This is a genomic window from Sphaerisporangium cinnabarinum (genome assembly GCF_055567015.1).
On the sequence record NZ_JBVHRG010000015.1, the window covers coordinates 21,398 to 46,032 of the forward strand.

The following is a 24,635-nucleotide window of genomic DNA, read 5'->3' on the forward strand; positions in this document are numbered from 1 at the left end:
CGCGTCAGGCAGGGGCCACCTGGCCGCTGATCGTCACGAGGCGTTCCGTCTCGTCGTCGAAGACGCCGACGGCGACCGACTCGGTGGGGGCCTCTGGCGCCGTCGTGCGGACGAACGTGGAGAGCGACGTGAGCGCGCTCGGCACGGTCGACGGGGAGACCACGAACCCGGCCGCGCCCAGCGCCTCGGTGTAGTAGGCGGTGAGCGCCTCGACCGTCTCGGTCGAGCGCAGGTTCAGCGTGAGGTCCACGAGCGTGCCGTCCTGCGACGGCCGCGCCGAGCTCGCGAGCACCTCGGCCCCCGGCGCCACCGGGACGAGCGTGGTAGGGAACCCCTCGACGAGGTCCCCGACCGCCGACGCGGCGTCGTAGTCGGGCAGCGGGGTCCCCGGCGTGCCGGCGTCGGCATCCGGTGCCGGCTGCTCCTCGCGGGGTGCCGCGGCGCCCTGCACGTCGGCCAGGTCCGCCTGGCACCCCGCGAGCGCCGCGCTCAGCACGGCCGCGACGAGGACGACGGCGGCCCGGCCGACGGGGGAGGGCGCCGGGTGCGCGGCGGCGCGGGTTCGTGGTGGCACGCGCACACCGTAGTCACCCGCGCGTGCGCGAGCCACCACCAGGGTCAAGGGCCGACCACAGCGACCGGCGCGCGCTTCGCCTCGTCCACAGCCGGGCGGCGGGCGCCCCGCACGCCGCGCGCACCGGCTGTGATGGGCGCATGACGACCCTCATCCGGGCCCAGGGCCCGCGCGAGCTCCTCGCCTACGTCCCCTTCCGGCTCGGCTACCGACCGCAGGACAGCGTCGTCCTCGTGGGGCTGCGGCCACCGCGCGGCCGCATCGGTCTCGTCGTGCGCGTCGATGTCGCCGACGCGGCGGACGTCGAGCACGGCCCGCAGCTCGCCCGGTCCGTCGTCGGGCACCTCGCGGCCGACGGCGCGCGGCGCGTCGTGCTCGTCGTCTACTCCGACGCGCCGCTGCGCGTGGCAGGGGTCGCCGCGGCCCGGGCGCGGGCCGCCGTCGAGCACTGCCGCGAGGCCGCCGAGCCGCACCACGGGCCCGTCGAGGCGTGGGTCGTGTCGTCGACGGGCTGGTACGCGCTCGACTGCGACGAGGACGACTGCTGCCCGCCCGAGGGGCGGTCGCTGCGCGAGCTCGAGTCGAGCGAGGTCGGCGCGCACATGGTGCTGTCCGGTGCGGCGCTCGCGGACTCGCGCGAGGAAGCCCTGCGCATCCCGCGCGCGGGCGCCGACGCACGGCGCCGTGCCGCACGCGCCGCGCGACGGGTGCACGACCGCGCCCGGGCGGAGGGGTCCGGCGCCGGCCGCGACGCCGGGACCGCGGCCCGGTCGGCCGCCCTCGCGCTGTGGCGCGCGGCGGTCGCGCAGGCCGCCGTGCACGAGGCGTCGCGGGCCGACAGACCCACGCCGCACGAGGGAGGGGGTGGTGCTGCGGCTCCCGCCGCGACGGTGCTCGGGCGCCTGGCCGCCGGGCTCGAGTCGGTCCCCGTGCGCGACGCCGTGCTCCTGTCCCTCGTGCCCGGGACGGGCGACCTGCCGGACCGGACCGTGCGCGGTGGGGACGTGGACGCCGGCACGGGCCGCGCCATCGCCGCGGTGGTGGACCCGGGTGCGGGGCTCGCGCCCGACCCGGCGGTCACCGGCCCGGCCCGGACCGTGCTCGAGGCCGTCGTGGCGCACGCCCCGCGCGGGAGCACCGCGCCCGCCCTGACGCTCCTCGCGCTCGTGGCGTGGTGGCACGGCGACGGCGGCCGAGCGCGGCGCCGGCTCGACGAGGCGCTCGCCGAGGACCCGGCGTACCGCCTCGCGCTGCTGCTCGCGAGCGCGCTCGACGCGGGGGTCCCTCCGGGCTGGATCCGCGCCGACGCGTGCGCCGACACGCACGAGGTCGGGTAGGTTCGACGCAACACGACCTGCGGTCGCCCCCGCGGCCGGCCGCACCCACGAGCCGTCTCCGGAGGACACATGAGCGTCGTCGTCGCGCACCTGAGCACGCCCGAGGGCCGCGAGGCTCTCGACAGCGCGGCCACCGAGGCCGTCCGGCGCGGCACCGAGCTCGTCGTCGTCGTGACCGAGGCCTCCACGTCGACCCCCGAGCTCGTCGCCGCGCACGAGGACGACCTGCGACGCGTGGAGGCCCGACTCGAGGGGACGGGCACGACGCTGCGTCGTGAGCAGGGCTCGTCGGACCTCGCGGACGACCTCGTGAGCGCCGCGGAGCGGTCGTCGGCGGACCTCATCGTCATCGGGCTGCGTCGGCGCAGCCCCGTGGGCAAGCTCATCCTCGGCTCGAACGCCCAGCGCATCCTGCTCGACGCCCCCTGCCCCGTGCTGGCCGTCAAGCCCGAGCGGCCCGCCGGCGTCTGACCCGGGCGGCGCCGCGAGGGGGAATCTTCCGAGGGCCCGGCCCGTTGTACACGTCACGAACCGGGTGACGAGACGCCGTGCGACGTGGTGCGCCGGGCCGTCGAGAGGCGGTCAGGTCCGACATCACCCCGTGTCGCGGCGTCCGGCGCACGGATCGCCGGTACAATATAGGTAGTCCGCCAGAGCCCGACGACTCGCCGTGAGAGTCCAGAGCAGCCCGCACTTCACGGTTCACGTCCCCGCTCCGGCGGCCCTACCGCCCCCCATGATTGCCGAAAGGTCGGTTTGTGGCGCCCTCAACCCCGATTTCCGCACTCCCGCGAGAGTTCGAGCACCCCGCCCTGCAGGAGCTCCTGCGGCGCGGCAGCGCGAACGGTCGCGTCGACGCCGAGAGCTTCCGCACCGCGTGCGAGCAGGCTGCCGTCAACGACGCCAAGCGGCTGAAGGCGGTCTTCCGCGCGCTCGCGGGCGCCGGCGTCGAGGTCGACATCCCGACCACGACGAAGGTGGCCGCGGCGGCTTCTCCGCGCAGCACGACGACGGCGCGCACCAAGCCCGCCGCGTCGAAGTCCGCGTCGGCCACCAAGCGCACGACCACGACGAAGGCCGCCCCGGCGGCCGACGCCGAGGGTGCGGAGACCCCGTCGACCGGACCCGCGAAGCCTGCCGCGCGCAAGACCGCGGCCAAGGCCCCCGCCAAGTCCAAGGCGACGCCCGCGCGCGCCAAGAAGAAGGACGACGACGAGGACGACGCCGAGGTCGAGATCGAGGACCTCGAGATCGACGTGGCCGAGGACGAGGAGGCCGCGGAGCCGGGCGCCAAGAAGGCTGCCGCCGCTGCTCCGAGCGACGAGCCCGAGGAGACCGGCTTCGTCGTCTCCGACGCGGACGAGGACGATGCCCCGGTCCAGCAGGTCGTGACCGCGGGTGCGACGGCCGACCCGGTCAAGGACTACCTCAAGCAGATCGGCAAGGTCGCGCTGCTGAACGCGGAGCAGGAGGTCGAGCTCGCGAAGCGGATCGAGGCCGGTCTGTTCGCGGAGGAGAAGCTCGCGGCCGAGGGCGACGACCTGGACCGTAAGCTCAAGCGTGAGCTGCAGTGGATCGCGCACGACGGCAAGCGGGCGAAGAACCACCTGCTGGAGGCGAACCTGCGTCTGGTGGTGTCGCTGGCCAAGCGGTACACGGGTCGCGGCATGCTGTTCCTGGACCTGATCCAGGAGGGCAACCTCGGTCTGATCCGTGCGGTCGAGAAGTTCGACTACACCAAGGGCTACAAGTTCTCGACGTACGCGACGTGGTGGATCCGGCAGGCGATCACGCGAGCGATGGCGGACCAGGCGCGCACCATCCGTATCCCGGTGCACATGGTCGAGGTCATCAACAAGCTCGCGCGCGTGCAGCGTCAGATGCTGCAGGACCTGGGCCGTGAGCCCACGCCCGAGGAGCTCGCCAAGGAGCTCGACATGACCCCCGAGAAGGTCGTCGAGGTCCAGAAGTACGGCCGCGAGCCCATCTCGCTGCACACGCCGCTCGGCGAGGACGGCGACTCCGAGTTCGGTGACCTCATCGAGGACTCCGAGGCCATCGTCCCGGCGGACGCGGTGAGCTTCACGCTCCTGCAGGAGCAGCTGCACCAGGTGCTCGACACGCTGAGCGAGCGCGAGGCGGGCGTCGTCTCGATGCGGTTCGGACTCTCGGACGGCCAGCCCAAGACGCTCGACGAGATCGGCAAGGTCTACGGCGTGACGCGCGAGCGCATCCGCCAGATCGAGTCGAAGACCATGTCGAAGCTGCGCCACCCGAGCCGCTCGCAGGTCCTGCGCGACTACCTCGACTGACGCGTCGCGGCGGGGCCGGTGCGCACCACCGGCCGCCCGCCGTCGTCGCACGACGAAGGCCCCGAGGAGATCTCCTCGGGGCCTTCGTCGTGTCTGGGGTCTGTGTCTGGGGTCTGTGTCTGAGGTCTGTCTCTGAGGCGGTCGTCGCGGGGGAACCGGGCGGTGGAGCCGGGCCTCGCGGTCGTGCGCTCCTGGCGCGGGACGGTGCTCGGTGGCTCGGCGCGTCAGCGCGCGCCGTGCTCCGCGAGCAGCTTGTCGGTCTCGTCCTGGATGGACGTCGCGAGGTCGGTGTAGGCATCCGCGTGCGCCCGCGCGTGGTGGCCGCAGAACAGCAGCTCGCCGCTCGGCAGGACCACACGGACGTACGCCTGGGCCCCGCAGCGGTCGCAGCGGTCGGCCGCGGTCAGCGGTTCGGTGGTGGTCGTCGTAGCAGTCACATGAACATCAAACCATCACCTCCTGAGGTTTCGTCCCGGGGGAGCGCCGGGTTCGCTACCCGCGAAGCGAGGTCACCCCGACTCGCGGGGTCCCGCGGCGGGCGGCGGGGCAGCACCACGCTGTGGGCGCCCTCGTCTAGGCTTGCCGCCGTGACGACCACCTCCGCTGAGTCCAGCTACACCGCTCGGCACCTGTCCGTGCTCGAGGGCCTCGAGGCCGTGCGCAAGCGCCCGGGCATGTACATCGGCACGACCGACTCGCGCGGTCTCATGCACTGCCTCTGGGAGATCATCGACAACTCGGTCGACGAGGCGCTCGCGGGCAACTGCTCGAAGATCCGGGTGGTGCTGCACGCCGACACCTCCGTGACGGTCGAGGACGACGGCCGCGGCATCCCCGTGGACATCGAGCCGAAGACGGGCCTGTCCGGCGTCGAGGTCGTCTTCACGAAGCTCCACGCGGGCGGCAAGTTCGGCGGTGGGTCGTACACCGCGTCGGGCGGCCTGCACGGTGTCGGCGCGTCCGTCGTCAACGCGCTGTCCTCGCGCCTCGACGTCGAGGTCGACCGCGGCGGCAAGACGCACCGCATGACCTTCCACCGCGGCGAGCCCGGCGTGTTCAGCGACCCGAAGACGGGCCCGACGCCGGACGCCCCGTTCGAGCCGTTCGTGTCCGGGTCCGAGCTCGCGGTCGTCGGGAAGACGAAGCGCGGCGTCACCGGCACGCGCGTCCGCTACTGGGCGGACCGCCAGATCTTCCTCAAGACGGCCGTCTTCTCCTACGACGAGCTCGTCACGCGCGTGCGCCAGACGACGTTCCTCGTCCCCGGCCTCGAGATCACGGTGCGCGACGAGCGCGGCGTGCCCGGGACTCCGGGGGAGTCCGGGCCGCACGAGGAGACGTTCGTGCACACGGGCGGGTCGGTCGACTTCGTCGACTTCCTCGCGCCGGACACCCCCGTCACCGCGACGTGGCGCCTCACGGGCTCGGGCTCGTTCACGGAGACCGTCCCGGTGCTCGACGACCGCGGACACATGACCCCGCAGGCGGTGCAGCGCGACTGCGAGGTCGACGTCGCGCTGCGCTGGGGCACCGGCTACGAGACCGAGGTCCGCAGCTTCGTCAACATCATCGCCACGCCCAAGGGCGGCTCCCACCTCGGCGGCTTCGAGCAGGGCCTGCTCAAGGTGCTGCGCAAGGCGGTCGAGACGAACGCGCGCCGCCTCAAGGTGTCGACGAAGGACGCGTCCGAGCGCATCGAGAAGGACGACGTGCTCGCCGGTCTGACGGCCGTCGTCACGGTCCGCCTCGCCGAGCCGCAGTTCGAGGGCCAGACGAAGGAGGTGCTCGGCACGGCGCCGGTGCGCGGCATCGTGGCGCGCGTCGTGGAGAAGGAGCTGAACGCGCTCCTCACCTCCACCAAGCGCGACGAGAAGACGCAGGCCGCGCTCCTGCTCGACAAGGTCGTGGCCGAGATGCGCGCGCGCATCACCGCGCGCAAGCAGAAGGAGATCTCGCGGCGCAAGAACGCGCTCGAGACGTCGTCCCTGCCCGCCAAGCTCGTCGACTGCCGCAGCGACGACGTCGAGCGCAGCGAGCTGTTCATCGTCGAGGGCGACAGCGCGCTCGGCACCGCGCGGCTCGCGCGCAGCTCCGACTTCCAGGCGCTCCTGCCCATCCGCGGCAAGATCCTCAACGTGCAGAAGGCGTCCGTGAGCGACATGCTGCGCAACGCCGAGTGCACCGCGATCATCCAGGTGCTCGGCGCCGGGTCCGGTCGCTCGTTCGACCTCGAGGCAGCGCGCTACGGCAAGATCGTGCTCATGACGGACGCCGACGTCGACGGCGCCCACATCCGCACCCTGCTGCTCACCCTCTTCTACCGGTACATGAAGCCGCTCGTCGAGGCGGGGCGCGTGTTCGCGGCCGTGCCGCCGCTGCACCGGATCGAGGTCATCGGCGCCGGACGTCGCAAGAACGAGTACATCTACACGTACTCCGAGGCCGAGCTCGCCGCGACGCTCAAGAAGCTCGACAAGGCCGGCCGCCGCTACAAGGACGACATCCAGCGGTACAAGGGCCTGGGGGAGATGGACGCCGACCAGCTGGCCGAGACGACGATGGACCCGCGTCACCGCACCCTGCGTCGCGTCACGGCCGAGCACGCCGAGGCGGCGGAGCGCGTGTTCGAGCTGCTCATGGGCAGCGACGTCGCGCCGCGCAAGGAATTCATCGTCGCCGGCGCGGCCGAGCTGGACCACGCCCGCATCGACGTCTGACGATGTCCGGCGGGCAGGACGCGCGCCGGGCGGGCGAACCCGACGTGATCCGCCTGCTGCGGCGCACCGTCCTGCTGGTCGCGGGACTCAACCTCGCGTACTTCGTCGTCGAGCTCACCGTCGCGCTCGCCGCGGGTTCGGTGTCCCTGCTCGCCGACAGCGTGGACTTCCTCGAGGACACCGCGATCAACCTGCTCATCGCCGTCGCGCTGGGCTTCCCGCTCGCGCGGCGCGCGCTCCTGGGCAAGGGGCTGGCCCTGCTCATCCTCGTCCCCGCGCTGTTCGCCGCCTGGGAGGTGGTGCGCCGGTTCGGCGACCCGCCGCGTGGCTCCTCGTCCGCGTCCGCCACCACGGCGGGTCGCTGAGCCGGGCCGCGTTCCTGTCGGCCCGCAACGACGTCCTCGTCAACGTCGCCGTCATCGCGATGGGGCTCGTGACCGCGTGGACCGGGTCCGGCTGGCCGGACCTCGTGCTGGGGTGCGGGATCATCCTCCTCGCGGGCCACTCCGCGTACGAGGTGTGGGAGGTCAGCGAGGAGGAGCGGCTGGCGGCCAAGGCCGTCGCGGGCGAGGAGATCGGGTGAGGGTCCGTCGTCCGACAGGCGGGCGACCCGGCGCGAGCCGGGCGGCGCTCCGTACGCTGGCGACGTGACCCTCCGAACGCTCCGCGCCACGTCCGCGCGCCCGCTCACCGCCCTGACCGCCGTCCTGCTCGCGGCGGGCCTGCTGGCCGGGTGCTCGTCCGCCGACGAGCCCGCCGCCGACACCACGTCGACCTCCACGGCGACCGCGGGCGAGGAGTCGAGCGCCCCGGCCGACGACGCGACGGACGAGGCGTCCGACGACGAGTCCGGCGACGACGAGGACGCGCCCGAGCTCTCCTACGACGGGCGCGAGGGCGCGACGGCCCTCGACCTGCTCCTCGAGGCGGACCCGTCCGCCCAGGTGACCGGCGAGGGCGAGAACGCGTTCGTCACGGCGATCGACGGCGTCGCCGCCGACCCCGACAGCGAGTTCTGGGCCCTGTACGTCAACGACGAGATGGCTACCGTGGGAGCAGGGTCCCTCGAGACGAAGGACGGGGACGAGATCACGTGGAAGCTCGAGACGTTCACCTCGTGACGCGCCCGGAGAGCACGGCGCTGCGCTGGTGGCGCCCGGCGCTCGTCGTCACGCTCGCGGCGCTCGCCGTCGTCTGGCGGCTCGTGCGCGCCGACCTCGGCGCACCCCCGAACCTCGAGCTCGTCACCGCGGCGACGTTCGCGGCGACGATCCTGCTGCGCTCGCGGTGGGCGTTCGTCGTGCCGCTCGCGGTGACGGTCGTGTCCGACGTCGTGCTCGGCAACACGGCGATCGCGCTGTTCACGTGGAGCGCGTGGCTCGTCGTCGGGCTGGGCTCGCTGCTCGCGCGGAACACCACCGGCTGGCGCCGCGTCGGCGCGGGCGCGGCGTTCGGCGTCGCGGGCTCGCTGTGGTTCTTCGCGTGGACGAACTTCGGCGTCTGGCTGCAGGCGCGTGGCGTCTGGTACCCGGCGGGAGCGGACGGGCTCGTCGCGAGCTACGTCGCGGGTCTGCCGTTCCTGCGCACCATGCTGCTCGGCAACCTCGTGCTCCTGCCGCTCGTCGCGGCCGGGACGCTGCTCGTGGACCGGCTCGAGGCGTCGCACGGGATGGTCGGCGCCCGCGCCGTCCCTGCCGCGCGATAGCGTGGCTCGTACCGGACGACGCACGGGCTGAGCCGACGACGGGCGCAGCCGGGGCGGGAGGAGGACAGCCATGGCGGGACACCGGATCTTCGGCATGAGCTTCGCGAGCCTCTACCCGCTCTACGTGACCAAGGTGGAGCGCAAGGGGCGCACGACGGACGAGCTCGACCAGGTCATCGGCTGGCTCACCGGCTACGACGACGCCGGCCTGGCGCAGGCGATCGCCGACGAGATCACGCTCGAGGAGCTCTTCGACCGGGCGCCCGCGTGGAACCCGAACGCCTCGCTCATCACCGGGGTGATCTGCGGCGTCCGCGTCGAGGACATCGAGGACCCGCTGATGCAGAAGGTCCGCTACCTCGACAAGCTCGTCGACGAGGTCGCGCGCGGCAAGAAGATGTCGTCGATCCTGCGCGGCGAGGCGGCTACCGCCTCCTAGCGGCGCCCGGGGCTCACCCGAGCTCTTCCGCGAGCCCGACGATGATGCCGCCGGGTCCCCGCAGGTAGCAGAGCCGGTACGCGTCCTCGAAGCGCACGATCTCACGCAGCACCGCCCCGCCGTGGCGGGCGAGGCGCTCGACCGTGTCGTCGAGGTCGTCCACGGCGAACATCACCCGGTGCAGGCCGAGCACGTTCGGCGGGGCGGTGCCGAGCCCCAGGTCGAGCGGCGCCGGCGCGTGGTACCGCGTGAGCTCCAGCCGCCCAGGACCGTGGGGGACACGCATCATCGCGATCTCCGACCGCAGGCCGTCGAGCCCGACGACGCGCTCCGCCCACCGCCCCTCGATCGTCATCCGGTTCTCGAGCTCCATCCCGAGCTCGGCGAAGAACGCGACGGCCGCGTCGAGGTCGTCGACGACGACGGCCACGTTGTCGAGGCGCTGGATCGCCACGGGTTCCTCCTGAGGTCTGGTGTCGGTGGGTCGTCCACGGTGCCGGGCAGCCGTGCCGGGCGGCGGTCTCCCCGGGGTCAGGCGCCCTGCCCGACGCCGCGTCCCGGCTCGCTCATGTCACCCGTGCTCGGCGTGCCGTCGCCGAGGCCGTAGCGCAGCAGGACCGTGCCAGTGGGGCTGGACGACGGCGGTTCGAGGAGCGTGAGGTTGGTGGGGACAGCACCGCCGTCGAACACGGTCTTGCCCGTGCCGAGCACGATGGGGTGCACCCACAGGTCGAGCCGGTCGAACAGCCTCTCGCGCAGCAGCGTCTGCACCAGGTCGAGGCTCCCCACGACCTTGACGTGCGCGTGCCGGTCGCGCACCTCGTGCACCGCGGCGGGCAGGTCCGGGCCGAGCAGCGTCGACCCGGCCCACGGCAGGTCCGGCGTCCCGCGCGACGCGACGTACTTCGGGATGCGGTTGAACAGGGTGGCGAAGTCGTCGTCCTGCCCGCCCTCCTGGAACGGCCAGTACGACGCGAAGATGTCGTACGTGCGGCGCCCGAGCAGCAGCGCGTCCGTGCCCTCGTACGCCGCGGCGATCTGCGCGCCCGCGACGTCGTCGAGCAGCGGCGCCTGCCACCCGCCGAACGCGAACCCGCCCTCCGGGTCCTCCTCTGGCCCGCCGGGCGCCTGCCCGACGAGGTCGAGGGTCGTGAACAGCTCGATCTCGATGCTTCCCATGGCTCGGCTCCCGTGGCGTCGTGGTCTCCGTCACGGGTAGGACGTCGTCCGGTCGCCGAACTCATCGACGCGGCGGCCGAGGCGGGTCAGGAGTCGGGCGGACCCGCGTCGTCGCGCTCGTCCGGGACCCACCGGAGGACGTCGCCGGGCTGGCACCCGAGGACACGGCAGACGGCGTCGAGCGTCGAGAACCGCACGGCCTTGGCGCGCCCGTTCTTCAGGACGGCGACGTTCGCCGGGGTGATGCCGACCGCGGCGGCGAAGTCGCCGACGGCCATCTGCCTCCGCTCCAGGAGGACGTCGAGGTCGATGACGATCGGCACCTAGATCACCGCGGCCAGCTCGCGGCGGTCGGTGGTCGCGGCGCGCAGCAGCTCGCGCAGGACCACGACGAGCAGTGCCAGCGCGCCCCCGCCCGCGAGCGAGCCCAGGAGGCCGAGGAGCACGAGCGGGCCGCCGACCTGCGCCCCGAAGGTCAGGTGACCGAACACCGTCGCGGCGAGGGTCGCGACCGTGATCACGCACCCGATCACCACGGTGACCGAACGCAGCGCGCGCGGGTCGAACACCTCGTCGCGGGCGGCGAGATCGAGCAGGCGCCACACCGCCACGAGCGCGACCTCGACCGCGAGCAGCGCCAGCACGGCCAGGACGGAGTACGGGACCACGAGGCCGCGGACCTCCGGGTACTGCGTGGCGACCTCGGCCGCGAGGAGCGGGGCGAGGAACATCGACAGAGCGGTGCCGAGGGCCACGAGGACGAGGAGCGCTCGTGTGCACGCGACGAGAGGACGTTTCATCTATCGATTGTCGATAGATGGGGTGCTGGTGTCAACGAACGAGGCACGACCGTGGCCCGGAGAAAGAACGCGCGGCCCGGCCGTCCTGGTCAGCGCGGCGCCCGCCGCCGCCCACGGCTTCCGCCGTTCTCTCGCCCGTGAGACGGACGATCAGGCGAGTCACAGCGTGTCGTCCGAGGCACCCGCGGATCCTGGCCTGTGGATAACCGGTGCCCTCGTCGTCGTGGCGTCTACCGTCCGGTCCAGAAGTCCACGACCAGGAGGATCATCATGCCCGACCAGCACGAGCGCACGAGCCGGCCCGAGCGATCGACCGGGGTGCCTCGCACGGGGCACCGTCGCCGTGCGTCCCTCGCCACCCGTCGGAGAGCCGCCGTCGGTCGTGTGCTCTCAGGACTCGTGGTCGCCGTCGTCCTCGCGGTCGTCCCCGGGTGCGCGCTGCCGATCGTCGAGACCGACGACGGCGCGACCCCTGTGGCGGCAGCGTCATCCCGGAGCGAGAACGAGTCGAGCGAGGGCGAGTCGGCGACCCCCGGACCTGCCTCGGGAGCGGAGCACGCGATCGTGTCGGGCCAGCCGATCCGGACGCCGTGCTGGTCCTACGAGGGTCCTGAGGCCTTCGTGAACAACGTGTCCACGGAGGAGGAGGAGCGTTGCCACGGGGCCCTCGAGCTCTGGGGTGAGGTCGTCGACGGCGCGGTGGTGCCCACGGGCGTCGGGGCGGTCTACGGGCAGGTGTCGGTCCAACCGGTGCGGGTCGCGACGTCCGAGGCGTGGGGGGTCGGGACCGATCTCGGGGGAGCGGTCGACCTCCTCGCGGACTCGTACTTCGCGGAGAACGGCAGCATCCTCAGCCTGCACGAGGCGACCACCCTCGACGGTGTCCCGGCAAACATCACCCGGGTCCACGGAACGTTCGAGGAGACGCGGACGAAGGCCTTCATCACGGCCTTCGCACCCGAGCGGTTCACGACGGGCACCGACGAGGTGCAGTTCTTCGTGATCGCGATCGTCACCCCCTACGACAACGGCGACGAGCTCATCGACCAGGTGGCGGGTTCGTGGACGTGGGCCTGACGCGGCACCTCGTGCGCTCGGGGACGTCGTCCCCGGGAACGTCAGACGCTGAAGTACTTGGCCTCGGGGTGATGGAACACGAAACAGTCCGTCGACTGCTCGGGGTGGAGCTGGAGCTCCGCGGACAGCTCGACGCCCACGCGCTCGGGTCGCAGGAGCTCGACGACCTTGGTGCGGTCCTCCATGTCGGGGCAGGCGGGGTAACCGAGCGAGAAGCGTGCCCCGCGGTACTCGAGCTTGAACATGCCCTCGACCTCGGTCGGGTCCTCGTCGGCGAACCCGAGCTCGGCACGCACGCGCGAGTGCCACATCTCGGCCAGCGCCTCGGTGAGCTGCACCGACAGCCCGTGGAGCTCCATGTACTCGCGGTAGTGGTTCCCGGCGAACAGCTTCGCGGTGTGCTGATCCACGGAGGCGCCCATGGTGACGAGCTGGACGGGCAGCACGTCGTACCGGCCGGTCTCCTCGACCCAGGACCGCGGCTTGACGAAGTCGGCGAGGCACAGGTGCCGGTCGCGGCGCTGGCGCGGGAAGGTGAAGCGCAGTCGCTCCGTCCCCGGCTCGCCGCCCGACCCGCCGTCGGGCGCGCCGATCCCTGCGAGCCCGGCGCCGTGGTGCGCGACGACGACGTCGTCACCCTCCGACCACACCGGGAAGTACCCGTACACGACCGACGGGTCGACGACGCCCTCGGTGCGGATCCGCTCGTACCAGGCGTTGAGGCGCGGGCGACCCTCGGTCTCGACGAGCTCCTCGTACGACGCCCCGTCGTCGCCACGCCCCGGCTTGAGACCCCACTGGCCCATGAACGTCGCGCGCTCGTCGAGGAACGCCGCGTACTCGGCGAGCTGGACGCCCTTGACGAGGCGCGTGCCCCAGAACGGGGGAGCGGGCACCGGGTTGTCGGCCGCGACGTCGGACCGCGCGGGCAGGTCCTCGGCGGGCGTCTCGGTCACGGTGACCACCGCGTGCCGGCGCTTCTTCAGCGCGGGCAGCCCGACGGCGTCGGGCGACTCGCCGCGCGCGACGCGCACGAGCGGCTCCATGAGGCGCAGTCCCTCGAACGCGTCGCGCGCGTACCGGACCACGCCCGGGAACTGGCCCGCGAGGTCGTCCTCGACGTACGTGCGCGTGAGCGCCGCGCCACCGAGCAGGACCGGCCAGCGGCCGGCGAGCCCGCGCGACGCGAGCTCCGCGAGGTTCTCCTTCATGACGACGGTGGACTTCACGAGCAGCCCGGACATGCCGATGACGTCGGCGTCGTGCTCCTCGGCGGCCTCGATCATCGCGGAGATCGGCTGCTTGATGCCGATGTTCACGACCGTGTAGCCGTTGTTGGTGAGGATGATGTCGACGAGGTTCTTGCCGATGTCGTGCACGTCGCCGCGCACGGTCGCGAGCACGATCGTGCCCTTGGACCCGCTCGCGCCCTCGACCTTCTCCATGTGCGGCTCGAGGTACGCGACGGCCGTCTTCATGACCTCGGCGGACTGGAGCACGAACGGGAGCTGCATCTCACCGCGCCCGAACAGGTCGCCCACGACCTTCATGCCCTCGAGCAGGTGCTCGTTGACGATGTCGAGCGCCGAGATGCCCGACGCCATCGCGGCGTCGAGGTCGTCCTCCAGGCCCTTGCGCGCGCCGTCGACGATCCGGCGCTCGAGCCGCTCGCCGACGGGGAGCGCCGCGAGCTCGGCCGCGCGCTGGTCCTTGAGCGCCGCCGAGTCCACGCCCTCGAACAGCTCGAGCAGCCGGGCGAGCGGGTCGTGCACGAGGTTCCCCTCGTCGTCGTACCGCCGCCGGTCCCACACGAGGTCGAGCGCAGCCTCGCGCTGCTCGTCGGGGATCTGCGCGAGGGGCAGGATCTTCGCGGCGTGCACGATCGCGGAGTCCAGCCCGGCCTCGACCGCCTCGTGGAGGAACACCGAGTTGAGCACCGTGCGCGCCGCGGGGTTGAGGCCGAACGACACGTTCGAGACGCCGAGCGTCGTGTGGATGCCGGGGTAGCGGCGCGTGATCTCGCGGATCGCCTCGATCGTCTCGATCGCGTCGCGCCGCGTCTCCTCCTGACCCGTGGCGATGGGGAACGTGAGGGCGTCGACGATGATGTCGTCCACGCGCAGGCCCCAGTCGCGCGTCAGGGTCTCGACGAGCCGGGTCGCGATCTCCACCTTGCCCGACGCGGTGCGCGCCTGGCCCTCCTCGTCGATCGTCAGCGCGACGACGGCCGCCCCGTGCTCGACCACGTGCGGCATGATCCGTGCGAACCGCGACGTCGGCCCGTCGCCGTCCTCGAAGTTCACCGAGTTCACGACGGCGCGGCCGCCCACGAGCTCGAGGCCCGCCGCGATGACCTCGGGCTCCGTCGAGTCGATGACGAGCGGGAGCGTCGACGCGCTCGCGAGGCGCGAGACGACCTGCTGCACGTCCGCGACGCCGTCGCGACCCACGTAGTCGATGCACACGTCGAGCAGGTGCGCGCCGTCGCGCGTCTGGGCGCGCGCGATCTCGACGCACTCGTCCCAGTTCTCCGCCAGCATCGCCTCGCGGAACGCCTTCGACCCGTTGGCGTTCGTGCGCTCGCCGATCGCGAGGAAGGACGCGTCCTGGTGCAGGTCGGTGTGCGAGTACAGGCTCGCGACGCCGTTCTCCCGCTCAGGGTGGCGCTCGACGACCGGCCGCGCGCGCACCGCCTCGACGACGCGGCGCAGGTGCTCGGGCGTCGTGCCGCAGCAGCCTCCCACGAGGCCCAGGCCGAACTCGCTGACGAACTGGGTGTGCGCCGCGGCGAGCTCGTCGGGCGTCAGCGGGTACGTCGCCCCGTTCGGGCCGAGCACCGGCAGGCCCGCGTTGGGCATGCACGTCACGGGGATCTCCGCGTGCCGCGACAGGTGCCGCAGGTGCTCGCTCATCTCGGCCGGGCCGGTCGCGCAGTTGAGACCGATCGCGTCGACGCCGAGCGCCTGGAGCGTGGTCAGCGCGGCCCCGATCTCGGAGCCCATGAGCATCGTGCCCGTGGTCTCGACCGTCACCTGGACGATCACGGGCACCTCGCGCCCGACGTCGCGCATCGCGTTCCGCGACCCGGTCACCGCGGCCTTCGCCTGGAGCAGGTCCTGGCTCGTCTCGACGAGGATCGCGTCGGCCCCGCCCTCCAGGAGACCCGCGGCCTGCTCGGCGAACGTGTCGCGCAGGTGCGCGTACGTCGTGTGCCCGAGACTCGGCAGCTTGGTCCCCGGACCCATCGAGCCGAGCACCCAGCGCGGGTGGTCGGCGGTCGCGTGGGCGTCCGCGCGCTCGCGCGCGATCCGCGCCCCGGCCGCGGCGAGCTCGCGGATCCGGTCGTCGATGTCGTAGTCCGACAGGTTGGACCAGTTGGCGCCGAACGTGTTCGTCTCGATCGCGTCCACCCCGACCTCGAGGTACGCGTCGTGCACCGCGGCGATGATGTCGGGTCGCGAGACGTTGAGGATCTCGTTGCAGCCCTCGAGCCCCTGGTAGTCCTCGAGCGTCGGGTCCTGCTCCTGGATCATCGTGCCCATCGCGCCGTCCGCGACGACGACGCGCGTGCGCAGCGCCTCCGCGAGGGCCCGGGAGCGGGCGTCGGCGAGGTCCTGAGGAACGACGGTCGGCATGCTCGCAGCGTAGATCGCGTGCGGCACGGCACGGGGAGCCGTCTCAGCCTGCCGACGCGCCGCGCGGACGTCATGGGAAAAGCACGTGCCCGACGGAGCGGGCCCCCCTACCGTGGTCGCCATGGCCTCTCCCTCGACGACCGACCGTGCCGAGGCGGCACTCCCGACGCTCGCCCCGATCGCCGAGCGCGCCGCCGCGCCGTCGACCCTGCCGCCGGTGACGGCGGGCGGGCTCACGTGGCGCCCGGCCACGCCCGCCGACGCGCCGGCGCTGCTCACGCTGCGCAACGACATCGCGGAGGCGGACGACGAGCCGTACCGCGAGACGCTCGCGGAGATCGAGGAGATCTTCACCGCCCCGTGGCGCGACGTCGCGGCCGACTCGATCGTCGGCGTCGACGCCGACGGGACGCTGCGCGCCTACGGGATGGTTGACACCAACCCCGGGGACGCGCGCACCGTGCGGGCGTTCCTCGGCGGCGGCGTCCATCCCACCCACCGGGGGCGGGGCATCGGGCGCGAGGTGCTCGCCTGGCAGGTCGCCCGTGCCCGGCAGGTGCTCGCCGCGAGCGGCAAGGAGCTGCCCGCGCGGCTCGCCGTCTTCGGGGAGGACACCGACCCGCCCGAGAAGGCGCGGCTCTACGCGCGGTTCGGGTTCGTCGCCCGCCGCTTCTATTCCGACCTGCGCCGCGACCTCGCGGCCCCCGTGCCCGACGTCCCGCTCGACGGGTCCCTGCGCGTCGTCCCCTGGACCACCGAGCTCGACGAGGCGACGCGCCTCGCGCACAACGACGCGTTCCGTGACCACTGGGGGAGCGAGCCCCGCACCGCCGAGGCCTGGACCCACGGTCGCAGCGAGTTCGCGCCGCAGTGGTCGTTCCTCGTGGTCGACGACGCGCCCGACGTCGACGCGCTCCTCGCCGACCCGGCCACCGACCCCGAGACCGCGGCCGCGCTGCGCGCGGGCGAGCCGCTCGTCGTCGGCTACGAGATGGCGGGCCGGTACGACGAGGACTTCCCCGTGCGCGGGTACACGTTCGGGTACACCGAGCTCCTCGGCGTCCGGCGCGCGTACCGCGGCCGCCGCGTCGCCGTCGCGGCGCTCGCGGCCGCGATGCGCGCGTTCGCGGCGGACGGCATGCAGTACGCCGCGCTCGACGTCGACACCGAGAACCCGTCCGGTGCGCACGGCCTGTACGCGAGCCTCGGCTACGAGAAGGTCACCGGCTCGCGCATGTACTCGATCGAGCTCTGAGCGAGCTCGACGGGAGCGGTCACAGCGTCGAGGCGGAGAGCGCGTCGCAGTCCTGGAGCGTGCCGCCCTCGTAGCCGGTCGTGAACCAGCGCTGGCGCTGCTCGCTCGACCCGTGGGTCCAGCCCTCGGGGTTGACCTGGCCGGTCGCGGCCTCCTGGATGCGGTCGTCCCCGACGGCGGACGCCGCGGACAGCGCGTCGTCCAGCTCCTGCGCGGTGATCGGTGCGAGGAACGTCACGCCTGTGTCCGGGTCGACGGTGGTCGCCGCGTGGCCCGCCCACATGCCGGCGAGGCAGTCGGCCATGAGCTCGATGCGCACGGAGTCGGACTCCGGGCCCGTGCCCTGCCGGTCCGCCGAGTCCATGGCGCCGGTGAGCTGCTCGATGTGGTGCCCGAACTCGTGCGCGACGACGTACATCTCCGCGAGCCCGCCGTCGTTCGCGCCGAAGCGGTTCGTCAGGTCGTCGTAGAAGCCGAGGTCGATGTACACCGTCTGGTCGGGCGGGCAGTAGAACGGCCCCACGGCGCTCGTCGCCGCACCGCAGCCCGTCGAGACCTGCCCGGTGAAGCTCACGACCTCGGGCAGCGCGTACTCGACGCCGGCCTGCTGGGGGAGGGCCTCGGTCCAGTAGGCGTCGAGCGACTGGACGGTGCCGTTGAGCCGGCACTCGCGCGTCGTGTTCGCCTGCTCGGCGGTGCAGGTGTCGATGTACTCCTGCTGACCGTCGCCGTACGCGCCCGAGTCCGACCCGTCGCCGCCGGTCAGCGCGCTGAGGTCGACGCCCGTCTGGTTGCCGACGAACGCGATGAGCAGCGCGACGAGCACCGCGCCGATCCCGCCGCCCGCGATCAACGGGCCGCGCCCGCGGCCGCCACCCTTGCGGACGCGTCCGCCCTCGAACGATCCGCCTTCCTGGAATGTCACAGGGGAACGCTACCGCCGAGCGCGGCCACAGGCCTCAGAAACGGACCAGGGCGCGCAGCACGCGCGCGAGCAGGTCGTGGTCGCCGCGGTGCTCGTGCCGCTCACCGGGCCCGACGACGGGCGCCGGTGGCTCGCGACGCGGCAGGGTCCCGGGGTCCTCACCCGGGAGCTCGGCGACGGTCTCGGCCAGGTAGGTGTCGACGAAGTCGACGAGGAACCGTTCGACGCGTCGGCCCGTGAGGGCGATGTTCCAGTCCGTCGGGCCCACGAGGATGACCGACAGGTCCTGCCCGAGCAGGTAGACGAAGACGCACGCCTCCGCGGTGTTGAGGATGCACCGCGCCGAGCTGCCCGGGACGGCCGGGCCCTGGGTGAGGGCCGCGGCGACGGCCCGCGCCACCTCGACCACCGGCCCGGGGGAGGGGCCGGCGCTGCCGAGGACCCGGCCGCCGGGTCCGAGCGCCAGCACGTGCGCCTCGTGGTCGAGGGCGTCGTCGATGCCCCGCAGCACGTCCACCACGCTGCGGGGGGCGACCCGCCCGGGCTGGTCGAGGGCGTCCGCGACCACGGGCGTCAGAGGGACAGCGACTCGTCGAGCTGGGCCAGGCCGCGGCGCGCGAGCGCGAGGTTCGCCCGTCCGCGGTCGAGCACGAGGTAGGAGAAGGTGCCGCGCAGGCTCTCGCGCTGCGCGAGGCGGATGAGGTGGTACTGGCGGCCGAGCGTGATGAGGATGTCCTCGATGCCGTCCTCGAGACCGAGCTGCTCGATCGCCCGGAGCTTGGCACGGATGACCTCGGTGTTGGCCGCCGCGGCGAGCTCGAGGTCGAACGGAGCGGTCTGCTTCTGGACCAGGGCCATGCCGCTGCTGTAGTCGACGACCGCGATCGCGATCGCCCCGTCCAGCTCGAGGACCGTGCTCAGTGCTGCTTCGGCGTTGCTCAACGTGCTCTCCTTGCTCGGGCCGGACCGCGGTCTCGTCCGTGGTCCGGGTCGTCCGGAGGCTAGCATGATGGGCTGATTGTCCCGTTCTGTTCCACGCCCGTCGAAGGCGCCGGCGAGGGTCCGCGGCACGGTCCGTGGAAAGACCGCGCGAGAGCGAGCCCGCGGCCCGTAGAATCGTCGGGCCCCGTCGATCGGATCGCCCCACCAGGCTGGATCCACCGGGGTCACCCCTTCGGAGAGGACCTGCACGTGATCACCGCCCACGGCGTCGAGCTGCGCGTCGGCGCCCGCGTCCTGCTGCACGAGGCGACGTTCCAGATCGCCGCGGGCGACCGGATCGGCCTCGTCGGCCGCAACGGCGCCGGCAAGACGACCCTGACCAAGACCCTCGCGGGCGAGACCCAGCCCACGGCGGGCAAGATCACGCGCGGCAACGACATCGGCTACCTGCCCCAGGACCCGCGCACGGGCGACCTCGAGGTCATCGCGCTCGACCGGGTCCTCTCGGCACGCAACCTCGACAAGATCGTGCGCCAGATGCGCGAGACCGAGGGCGCGATGGCGAGCGCGGACGCGGAGACCCACGAGGCCGCGATGGAGCGCTACCCCAAGCTCGAGGCACGGTTCCTCGCGGCGGGCGGGTACGCGGCCGAGAGCGAGGCGCACCGCATCACGAGCAACCTCGGTCTCGACGACCGCGTGCTCGGCCAGCCGTTGAGCACGCTGTCCGGCGGGCAGCGCCGCCGCATCGAGCTCGCGCGCATCCTCTTCTCCGGCGTCGAGACGCTGCTCCTCGACGAGCCGACGAACCACCTCGACGCGGACTCGATCGTCTGGCTGCGCGACTACCTCAAGTCGTACAGCGGCGGCTTCGTCGTGATCTCGCACGACGTCGAGCTGCTGCGCGCGACGGTCAACAAGGTGTTCCACCTCGACGCCAACCGCGGCGAGCTCGACCAGTACAACCTCGGCTGGGACGCCTACCTCGCGCAGCGCGAGTCCGACGAGCGGCGCCGTCGTCGCGAGCGGCAGAACGCGGAGAAGAAGGCGGGCGCGCTCCTCGCCCAGGGCGAGAAGATGCGCGCCAAGGCCACCAAGGCCGTCGCCGCGCAGCAGATGATGCGCCGCGCCGAGAAGATGCTCGCCGGCATCGAGGGCGAGCGCCAGAGCGACAAGGTCGCGAAGCTGCGCTTCCCCAAGCCCGCGCCGTGCGGCCGCACGCCGCTCACCGCGAGCGGGCTGTCCAAGGCCTACGGCTCGCAGGAGGTCTTCGCGGGCGTCGACCTCGCGATCGACCGCGGCAGCCGCGTCGTCGTGCTCGGCCTCAACGGCGCCGGCAAGACGACGCTCCTGCGCATCCTCGGCGGTGTCGAGCAGCCGGACACGGGCGAGGTGCACCCGGGCCACGGCCTGAAGATCGGGTACTACGCCCAGGAGCACGACACGCTCGACATGGACGCGACCGTCGTCGAGAACCTGCGTCACGCGGCGCCCGACCTCACGGACACGCAGGTGCGCTCGGTCCTCGGGTCGTTCCTGTTCTCCGGCGACGACGCGGACAAGCCGACGAACGTGCTGTCCGGCGGGGAGAAGACGCGCCTCGCGCTCGCGACGCTCGTCGTCTCGGCGGCGAACGTGCTGCTCCTCGACGAGCCGACGAACAACCTCGACCCGGCGTCGCGCGCCGAGATCCTCGGCGCGCTCAAGACGTACGAGGGCGCGGTCGTCATGGTCACGCACGACGACGGCGCGGTCGAGGCGCTCGAGCCCGAGCGGGTCCTCCTGCTGCCGGACGGCGACGAGGACCTGTGGAGCGACGAGTACGCGGAGCTCGTCTCGCTGGCCTGACCGGCGTCACGTCAGGAGGCGGCGGCGGTAGCCCTCGGCCACCGCGGCGGCGCGGTCGCGCACGCCGAGCTTGTCGTAGACGTGCTGGAGGTGGGTCTTGATGCTCGCCTCACCGATGAACAGCGTCGCCGCGGCCTCCCGGTTCGAGCTGCCGTTCGCGACGAGCTGCAGCACCTGCCTCTCCCGGTCGGTGAGCGTGCCGGCACCGGGCCGGCGCACCTGACCCATGAGGTGCTGGGTCGCCGACGGCGCGAGCACCGGCTCTCCGCGGGCGGCCGCGCGCACGGCCCGGAGCAGGTCGTCGGGCAGCGCGTCCTTGAGGAGGTAGCCGATCGCCCCCGCCTCGATCGCGGGGAGGACGTCGCTCTCGCCGTCGAAGGTGGTCAGGACCAGCACCCGGGCGTCGGGGACCTGCGCGCGCAGGGCGGCCGTGGCGGCGACCCCGTCCATCCCGGGCATGCGCAGGTCCATCAGCACGACGTCCGCCGCCAGCGCCCGCGCGCGCTCGACGCCCTCGGCGCCGTCCCCGGCCTCGCCGACCACCACGACGTCCTCCGCCCCGGCGAAGGTGTCGCGCAGACCGCCTCGTACGACCGGGTGGTCGTCGACGACGACGAGCCGGATCATCGGTCCGTCCACCCCCTCTCGCTCGCGCCCCCGAGGGCGATCGCCGGGACGCGCGCGCTGACGGAGGTGCCCTCGCCCGGCGTGCTCTGGACCACCACCTGGCCCCCGACCCCGCGGATGCGTTGGCGCATGCTCGTGAGCCCGAAACCGGTGCCGACCCCGTCGGCGAACCCGCGACCGTCGTCCCGCACGTCGAGCAGCACCTCGGTGCCCGTGTACGACAGCGTGACACCGACGCGCGACGCACGGGCGTGCTTCGCCACGTTGGTGAGCGACTCCTGCGCGACCCGGAAGAGCGACACCTCGATCGCCGGGCTCAGCGGTTCCCGCGTGCCGGTGACCTCGACCCGGGTGCCGACCCCCTGGTCGCGCGACCAGCGTTCGGCCAGGGTGCGCAGCGCGTCGGGGAGGTGCGCCTGCCCGAGCTCCCGCGGCGCGAGCGCCCGGACGGAGCGTCGCGCTTCCGTCAGGCTGCTCCGTGCGAGCCGGAGCGCCCGCGTCACGTGCTCGTCCGGCTCGTCCCGGGCGCTCGCGGAGCGCTCCGCGGCCTGGAGCTGCGTGATGATCCCGGCGAGGCCCTGGGCGAGGGTGTCGTGGATCTCGCCGGCCAGCCGCTGCCGCTCGTCCTGCGCCCCGGACTCGCGGGCCTGGACGACGAGCTGCGCGTGGAGACCGGCGTTCTCGTGCAGGGCTGCCTCGAGCCGGGCGACGAGCTCCTCCCGTCTGCGCTCCTCCGGCTCGCTCCGCGCCGTGAGGAGGATGCCGGCGCCGATCGCCGCGGTCTGGACGGTGACGATCACGAGGAACTCCGCGAGCACGTCCGGGCTCGGGTCGGCCCACACGCCCATCGCCGCCCCGTTGAGGGCCACGGAGGTCGCGAGCACGCCGAGCACGCCGACCTGCCACGGTCGGAGCAGGTAGGCCTGGAAGAAGCCGGCGACGGTGAGCACGAGGAACACGTCGGAGACCGTCATGAGGGCGACGCACAGGGCGAGCAGCCCCACGAGGTAGAGGCCCGCCGGCACCGGTCGCAGAGCCCTTCTCCGCAGCGGCAGCGTCTGCCCGAACAGCACCCACAGCGCCGTGGCGGCGATCAGCCCGAGCGCCGACGCGCCCTCCGGCCAGAAGCTCGTGCCCGAGGGCGGCAGCGCCTGGACGAGGTACGCGACGGTGGAGACGGTCAGCAGCAGCCACGGCGCGAACAGCTGCAGCAGGTCCCAGACCCGCAGCTGCTCCTCCCTCCACGCCAGGCGGGGGCGGTGGGCCGCCCCCGCCTCGTCCGTGGCGTCGGGCACGAGCGTCCCGGGACTCAGCTCCGGCCTCGCCGCGAGATCCCGCATCATCGACCCCTACTCCCAGCGGAAGAGCTTCGCGGCGACCGCGCTCGCGACGACCGCGATGCCCGCCATTATGGCAACCTGGAGCCAGAAGGGCTGCCCGGCGCTGGTGGCGGTGACCTGGCCCGCCTCGGCGGACCAGGCCGTGGTGAGGGCCTGGAGCCCGGGCGGCACGTGCTCGCCGACGGCGCGCAGCGCGTCGGGCATGACGGCGCGGGGCAGGAAGGCCCCGCCGAAGAACATGAGCGCGACGAACAGGATCGTGCCGGCCTGGTTGGCCGCGCTGCTCGTGCGGACCACGGACGCGGAGACGAGTCCGACCCCGAGCAGCGCCGCGTAGCCGACGACGAAGGCCACGACGAACTCCAGCGGCCGCTCGGGCGGTGCGACGTCCAGCACCACCCAGGCGGCGAGGACGAGGAGCACGGCCGAGACGACCACCGACGCCGAGGCGACGAGCACCTGGGCGAGCAGGACGCGCTGCGGAGGCAGGGGAGTGGTCGACAGCCTGCGCAGGATGCCGCGCTCGCGGTACGTCGCGACCACCGCCGGGACGTGCTGGACGGCGATCATCACCATCCCGAACACCAGCGCGGTCGGTGCCCAGACGTCGATGGCGCGCAGCCCGCCGGACTCCGGCGTCGGCTCGCGGAGCGCGGGGACCCTGCCGAGGCCGAGCAGGAGCGCCGTCGGGAACAGCACGCCGAAGACGACGGTGGTCGGGTCGCGGAGGAAGAGCCTCGTCTCCACGGTCACCGTCCTGCGCAGGGCGCCCATCAGCCGGCCTTCCGCTCGGAGGCGTCCACGGAGCCCGGGGTACGCCCCGTGAGCGCCACGAACGCGTCGTCGAGGTTGCGTCGGTCGACGCGGAGGTCCTCCGCGACGACCTGAGCCCGGGCGAGGGCCCCGGCGACGCTGCTCAGGACCTGTCCTCGCCCGGTGACCCGCCAGCGGTCGTCCACCACGTCCACCCCGGTCACGTCCGGCAGCCCCGTCAGGACGCTCGCGTCGAGGGGCTGGCGCAGGCGGAAGCGGACCTGCTGCGGCGCGTCGACCCGTGCGACCAGGCCCGCGGGCGTGTCCACGGCCGCGACCCTGCCGCCGCTGATGACGGCGATCCGGTCGCCGAGGCGCTCCGCCTCGTCCATGAAGTGCGTGACGAGGAGGATCGTGACGCCGCGGTCACGGACCCGCTCGACCACGCTCCACGTGTCGCGGCGCGCCTGCGGGTCGAGACCGGTCGTGAGCTCGTCGAGGATCGCGACCCTCGGGTTGCCGACGAGGGCGAGCGCGATCGACAGGCGTTGCTTCTGCCCGCCGGACAACGCCTTGTACCGGGTGTCGCGCTGGTCGCCGAGGTCGAGGAGCTCGACCAGCTCGCGCCGGTCGGCGGGGTCCGGGTAGAAGGAGGCGTAGAGGTCCAGGGCCTCGCCGACCGTGATCGCGTCGGGGAAGCTGCTCTCCTGGAGCTGGACGCCGAGCCGCCGGCGCACCTCGGCCCGGTCCGCGACCGGGTCGAGCCCCAGCACCGAGACCGAGCCGGAGTCGGGCCTCCGGAGCCCGGCGATGCTCTCGACGGTCGTCGTCTTGCCGGCGCCGTTGGGCCCGATGATGCCGAAGATCTCTCCCTCGTCCACGGAGAACGAGACGTCGTCGACGGCGACGTGCCGTCCGTAGCGCTTGTGCAGATGACGGACTTCCAGTGCGGTCATGCTGCGAGGCTAGGGACGCGCGCCGCCCCGGGGATCGACCGTCGCGTCGCTGCTCGGGTGGACGCGCGCCTCCACCGTTCGGTGGACCCGGTCCGCGGCGGGGACGACGCGAGCGCGGCCTAGCTGTACTGACCAGGAGCGTTATTGACGTAGCGAGAGACCTCCGTGTCGAGTGGGAGCTGTCTAGGAACCCGGCTCGTGCCAACGGAGGTCT

26 protein-coding genes are annotated in these 24,635 nt (G+C 73.0%); 12 read left to right on the forward strand and 14 right to left on the reverse strand.

Going from position 1 to position 24,635, the window contains the following annotated elements; all coding sequences use genetic code 11:
* Positions 1-4: 4 nt before the first annotated feature.
* Positions 5-574 (reverse strand): hypothetical protein, encoded by a 570-nt coding sequence (locus tag ACZ4MO_RS18270; protein ID WP_175010085.1) that lies wholly within the window; start codon positions 572-574, stop codon positions 5-7.
* Between the two features lie 140 nt (positions 575-714).
* Here ACZ4MO_RS18270 and ACZ4MO_RS18275 point away from each other — a divergent pair, with 140 nt between their 5' ends.
* The 3 genes from ACZ4MO_RS18275 to ACZ4MO_RS18285 all read left to right on the forward strand — a co-directional run bounded on the left by ACZ4MO_RS18275 (position 715) and on the right by ACZ4MO_RS18285 (position 4,223).
* Positions 715-1,911 (forward strand): DUF4192 family protein, encoded by a 1,197-nt coding sequence (locus ACZ4MO_RS18275; protein WP_175010084.1) that lies wholly within the window; start codon positions 715-717, stop codon positions 1,909-1,911.
* A 69-nt stretch (positions 1,912-1,980) separates the two neighbouring features.
* Positions 1,981-2,382: a universal stress protein gene (locus ACZ4MO_RS18280; RefSeq protein WP_175010083.1), complete on the forward strand. Its 402-nt coding sequence runs from the start codon at positions 1,981-1,983 to the stop codon at positions 2,380-2,382.
* 287 nt (positions 2,383-2,669) lie between these two features.
* On the forward strand, positions 2,670-4,223 hold the full coding sequence (locus ACZ4MO_RS18285) for an RNA polymerase sigma factor (protein WP_175010082.1): 1,554 nt from the start codon (positions 2,670-2,672) through the stop codon (positions 4,221-4,223).
* Between the two features lie 224 nt (positions 4,224-4,447).
* Here ACZ4MO_RS18285 and ACZ4MO_RS18290 read toward each other — a convergent pair whose 3' ends face one another.
* Complete coding sequence (locus ACZ4MO_RS18290) at positions 4,448-4,660, reverse strand: DUF7455 domain-containing protein (protein WP_021479923.1); 213 nt, start codon at positions 4,658-4,660, stop codon at positions 4,448-4,450.
* A gap of 150 nt (positions 4,661-4,810) precedes the next feature.
* Between ACZ4MO_RS18290 and ACZ4MO_RS18295 the strand changes: the two genes are divergently transcribed.
* The 6 genes from ACZ4MO_RS18295 (at position 4,811) to ACZ4MO_RS18320 (ending at position 9,084) form a co-directional block, all read left to right on the forward strand.
* A complete protein-coding gene (locus ACZ4MO_RS18295; RefSeq protein ID WP_031315183.1) occupies positions 4,811-6,940 on the forward strand; it encodes a DNA gyrase/topoisomerase IV subunit B in 2,130 nt (709 codons plus the stop codon).
* Positions 6,941-6,942: 2 nt separating this feature from the next.
* Positions 6,943-7,305: a hypothetical protein gene (locus ACZ4MO_RS18300; protein WP_255437399.1), complete on the forward strand. Its 363-nt coding sequence runs from the start codon at positions 6,943-6,945 to the stop codon at positions 7,303-7,305.
* Positions 7,306-7,373: 68 nt separating this feature from the next.
* Positions 7,374-7,523 carry a hypothetical protein gene (locus ACZ4MO_RS18305; RefSeq protein WP_255437398.1) on the forward strand — a complete coding sequence of 50 codons (150 nt, stop codon included), beginning with the start codon at positions 7,374-7,376 and terminating at the stop codon, positions 7,521-7,523.
* Between the two features lie 64 nt (positions 7,524-7,587).
* Entirely contained in the window at positions 7,588-8,061 is a 474-nt protein-coding gene (locus ACZ4MO_RS18310; RefSeq protein WP_175010081.1) for a DUF4430 domain-containing protein, read from the forward strand.
* Positions 8,058-8,645, forward strand: a complete 588-nt coding sequence (locus ACZ4MO_RS18315; protein WP_175010080.1) for a DUF6580 family putative transport protein — start codon at positions 8,058-8,060, stop codon at positions 8,643-8,645. The genes ACZ4MO_RS18310 and ACZ4MO_RS18315 overlap by 4 nt, the downstream gene beginning before the upstream one ends.
* Positions 8,646-8,715: 70 nt before the next feature.
* The gene (locus ACZ4MO_RS18320; protein WP_175010079.1) at positions 8,716-9,084 is read left to right on the forward strand and encodes a DUF2200 family protein; all 369 of its coding nucleotides are present in this window, start codon (positions 8,716-8,718) and stop codon (positions 9,082-9,084) included.
* A gap of 13 nt (positions 9,085-9,097) precedes the next feature.
* Here ACZ4MO_RS18320 and ACZ4MO_RS18325 read toward each other — a convergent pair whose 3' ends face one another.
* The 4 genes from ACZ4MO_RS18325 to ACZ4MO_RS18340 all read right to left on the reverse strand — a co-directional run bounded on the left by ACZ4MO_RS18325 (position 9,098) and on the right by ACZ4MO_RS18340 (position 11,063).
* Complete coding sequence (locus ACZ4MO_RS18325; protein WP_175010078.1) at positions 9,098-9,538, reverse strand: VOC family protein; 441 nt, start codon at positions 9,536-9,538, stop codon at positions 9,098-9,100.
* 77 nt (positions 9,539-9,615) lie between these two features.
* Positions 9,616-10,263, reverse strand: a complete 648-nt coding sequence (locus tag ACZ4MO_RS18330; RefSeq protein WP_175010077.1) for a dihydrofolate reductase family protein — start codon at positions 10,261-10,263, stop codon at positions 9,616-9,618.
* 86 nt (positions 10,264-10,349) lie between these two features.
* Positions 10,350-10,586, reverse strand: coding sequence for a helix-turn-helix domain-containing protein (locus ACZ4MO_RS18335; protein ID WP_175010076.1), 237 nt, complete (start codon positions 10,584-10,586; stop codon positions 10,350-10,352).
* Positions 10,587-11,063, reverse strand: a complete 477-nt coding sequence (locus ACZ4MO_RS18340) for a DUF2975 domain-containing protein (protein WP_175010075.1) — start codon at positions 11,061-11,063, stop codon at positions 10,587-10,589.
* A 399-nt stretch (positions 11,064-11,462) separates the two neighbouring features.
* Here ACZ4MO_RS18340 and ACZ4MO_RS18345 point away from each other — a divergent pair, with 399 nt between their 5' ends.
* Positions 11,463-12,140, forward strand: coding sequence for a hypothetical protein (locus ACZ4MO_RS18345; RefSeq protein WP_186810515.1), 678 nt, complete (start codon positions 11,463-11,465; stop codon positions 12,138-12,140).
* 41 nt (positions 12,141-12,181) lie between these two features.
* Here ACZ4MO_RS18345 and metH read toward each other — a convergent pair whose 3' ends face one another.
* Entirely contained in the window at positions 12,182-15,775 is a 3,594-nt protein-coding gene (gene metH / locus ACZ4MO_RS18350; RefSeq protein ID WP_175010073.1) for a methionine synthase, read from the reverse strand.
* 121 nt (positions 15,776-15,896) lie between these two features.
* Between metH and ACZ4MO_RS18355 the strand changes: the two genes are divergently transcribed.
* Positions 15,897-17,030 (forward strand): GNAT family N-acetyltransferase, encoded by a 1,134-nt coding sequence (locus tag ACZ4MO_RS18355; RefSeq protein ID WP_175010072.1) that lies wholly within the window; start codon positions 15,897-15,899, stop codon positions 17,028-17,030.
* 19 nt (positions 17,031-17,049) lie between these two features.
* Here the strand turns inward: ACZ4MO_RS18355 and ypfJ are convergent, their stop codons facing one another.
* The 3 genes from ypfJ to ACZ4MO_RS18370 are packed head-to-tail and all read right to left on the reverse strand — an operon-like array spanning position 17,050 to position 18,897.
* Positions 17,050-17,955 (reverse strand): KPN_02809 family neutral zinc metallopeptidase, encoded by a 906-nt coding sequence (gene ypfJ, locus ACZ4MO_RS18360; protein WP_175010071.1) that lies wholly within the window; start codon positions 17,953-17,955, stop codon positions 17,050-17,052.
* A gap of 34 nt (positions 17,956-17,989) precedes the next feature.
* On the reverse strand, positions 17,990-18,523 hold the full coding sequence (locus ACZ4MO_RS18365) for a hypothetical protein (protein WP_175010070.1): 534 nt from the start codon (positions 18,521-18,523) through the stop codon (positions 17,990-17,992).
* A 5-nt stretch (positions 18,524-18,528) separates the two neighbouring features.
* Positions 18,529-18,897, reverse strand: a complete 369-nt coding sequence (locus tag ACZ4MO_RS18370; protein WP_074807068.1) for a hypothetical protein — start codon at positions 18,895-18,897, stop codon at positions 18,529-18,531.
* Positions 18,898-19,146: 249 nt separating this feature from the next.
* Here ACZ4MO_RS18370 and ACZ4MO_RS18375 point away from each other — a divergent pair, with 249 nt between their 5' ends.
* Entirely contained in the window at positions 19,147-20,745 is a 1,599-nt protein-coding gene (locus tag ACZ4MO_RS18375) for an ATP-binding cassette domain-containing protein (protein ID WP_175010068.1), read from the forward strand.
* A gap of 6 nt (positions 20,746-20,751) precedes the next feature.
* Here ACZ4MO_RS18375 and ACZ4MO_RS18380 read toward each other — a convergent pair whose 3' ends face one another.
* The 4 genes from ACZ4MO_RS18380 to ACZ4MO_RS18395 are packed head-to-tail and all read right to left on the reverse strand — an operon-like array spanning position 20,752 to position 24,421.
* Positions 20,752-21,372, reverse strand: coding sequence for a response regulator transcription factor (locus ACZ4MO_RS18380; protein WP_175010095.1), 621 nt, complete (start codon positions 21,370-21,372; stop codon positions 20,752-20,754).
* Entirely contained in the window at positions 21,369-22,712 is a 1,344-nt protein-coding gene (locus tag ACZ4MO_RS18385) for a sensor histidine kinase (RefSeq protein WP_186810514.1), read from the reverse strand. Before ACZ4MO_RS18385 ends, ACZ4MO_RS18380 begins: the two co-directional genes overlap by 4 nt.
* Positions 22,713-22,721: 9 nt before the next feature.
* The gene (locus tag ACZ4MO_RS18390) at positions 22,722-23,459 is read right to left on the reverse strand and encodes an ABC transporter permease (RefSeq protein WP_222592435.1); all 738 of its coding nucleotides are present in this window, start codon (positions 23,457-23,459) and stop codon (positions 22,722-22,724) included.
* 26 nt (positions 23,460-23,485) lie between these two features.
* The gene (locus tag ACZ4MO_RS18395; protein ID WP_175010065.1) at positions 23,486-24,421 is read right to left on the reverse strand and encodes an ATP-binding cassette domain-containing protein; all 936 of its coding nucleotides are present in this window, start codon (positions 24,419-24,421) and stop codon (positions 23,486-23,488) included.
* Positions 24,422-24,635 lie beyond the last annotated feature (214 nt).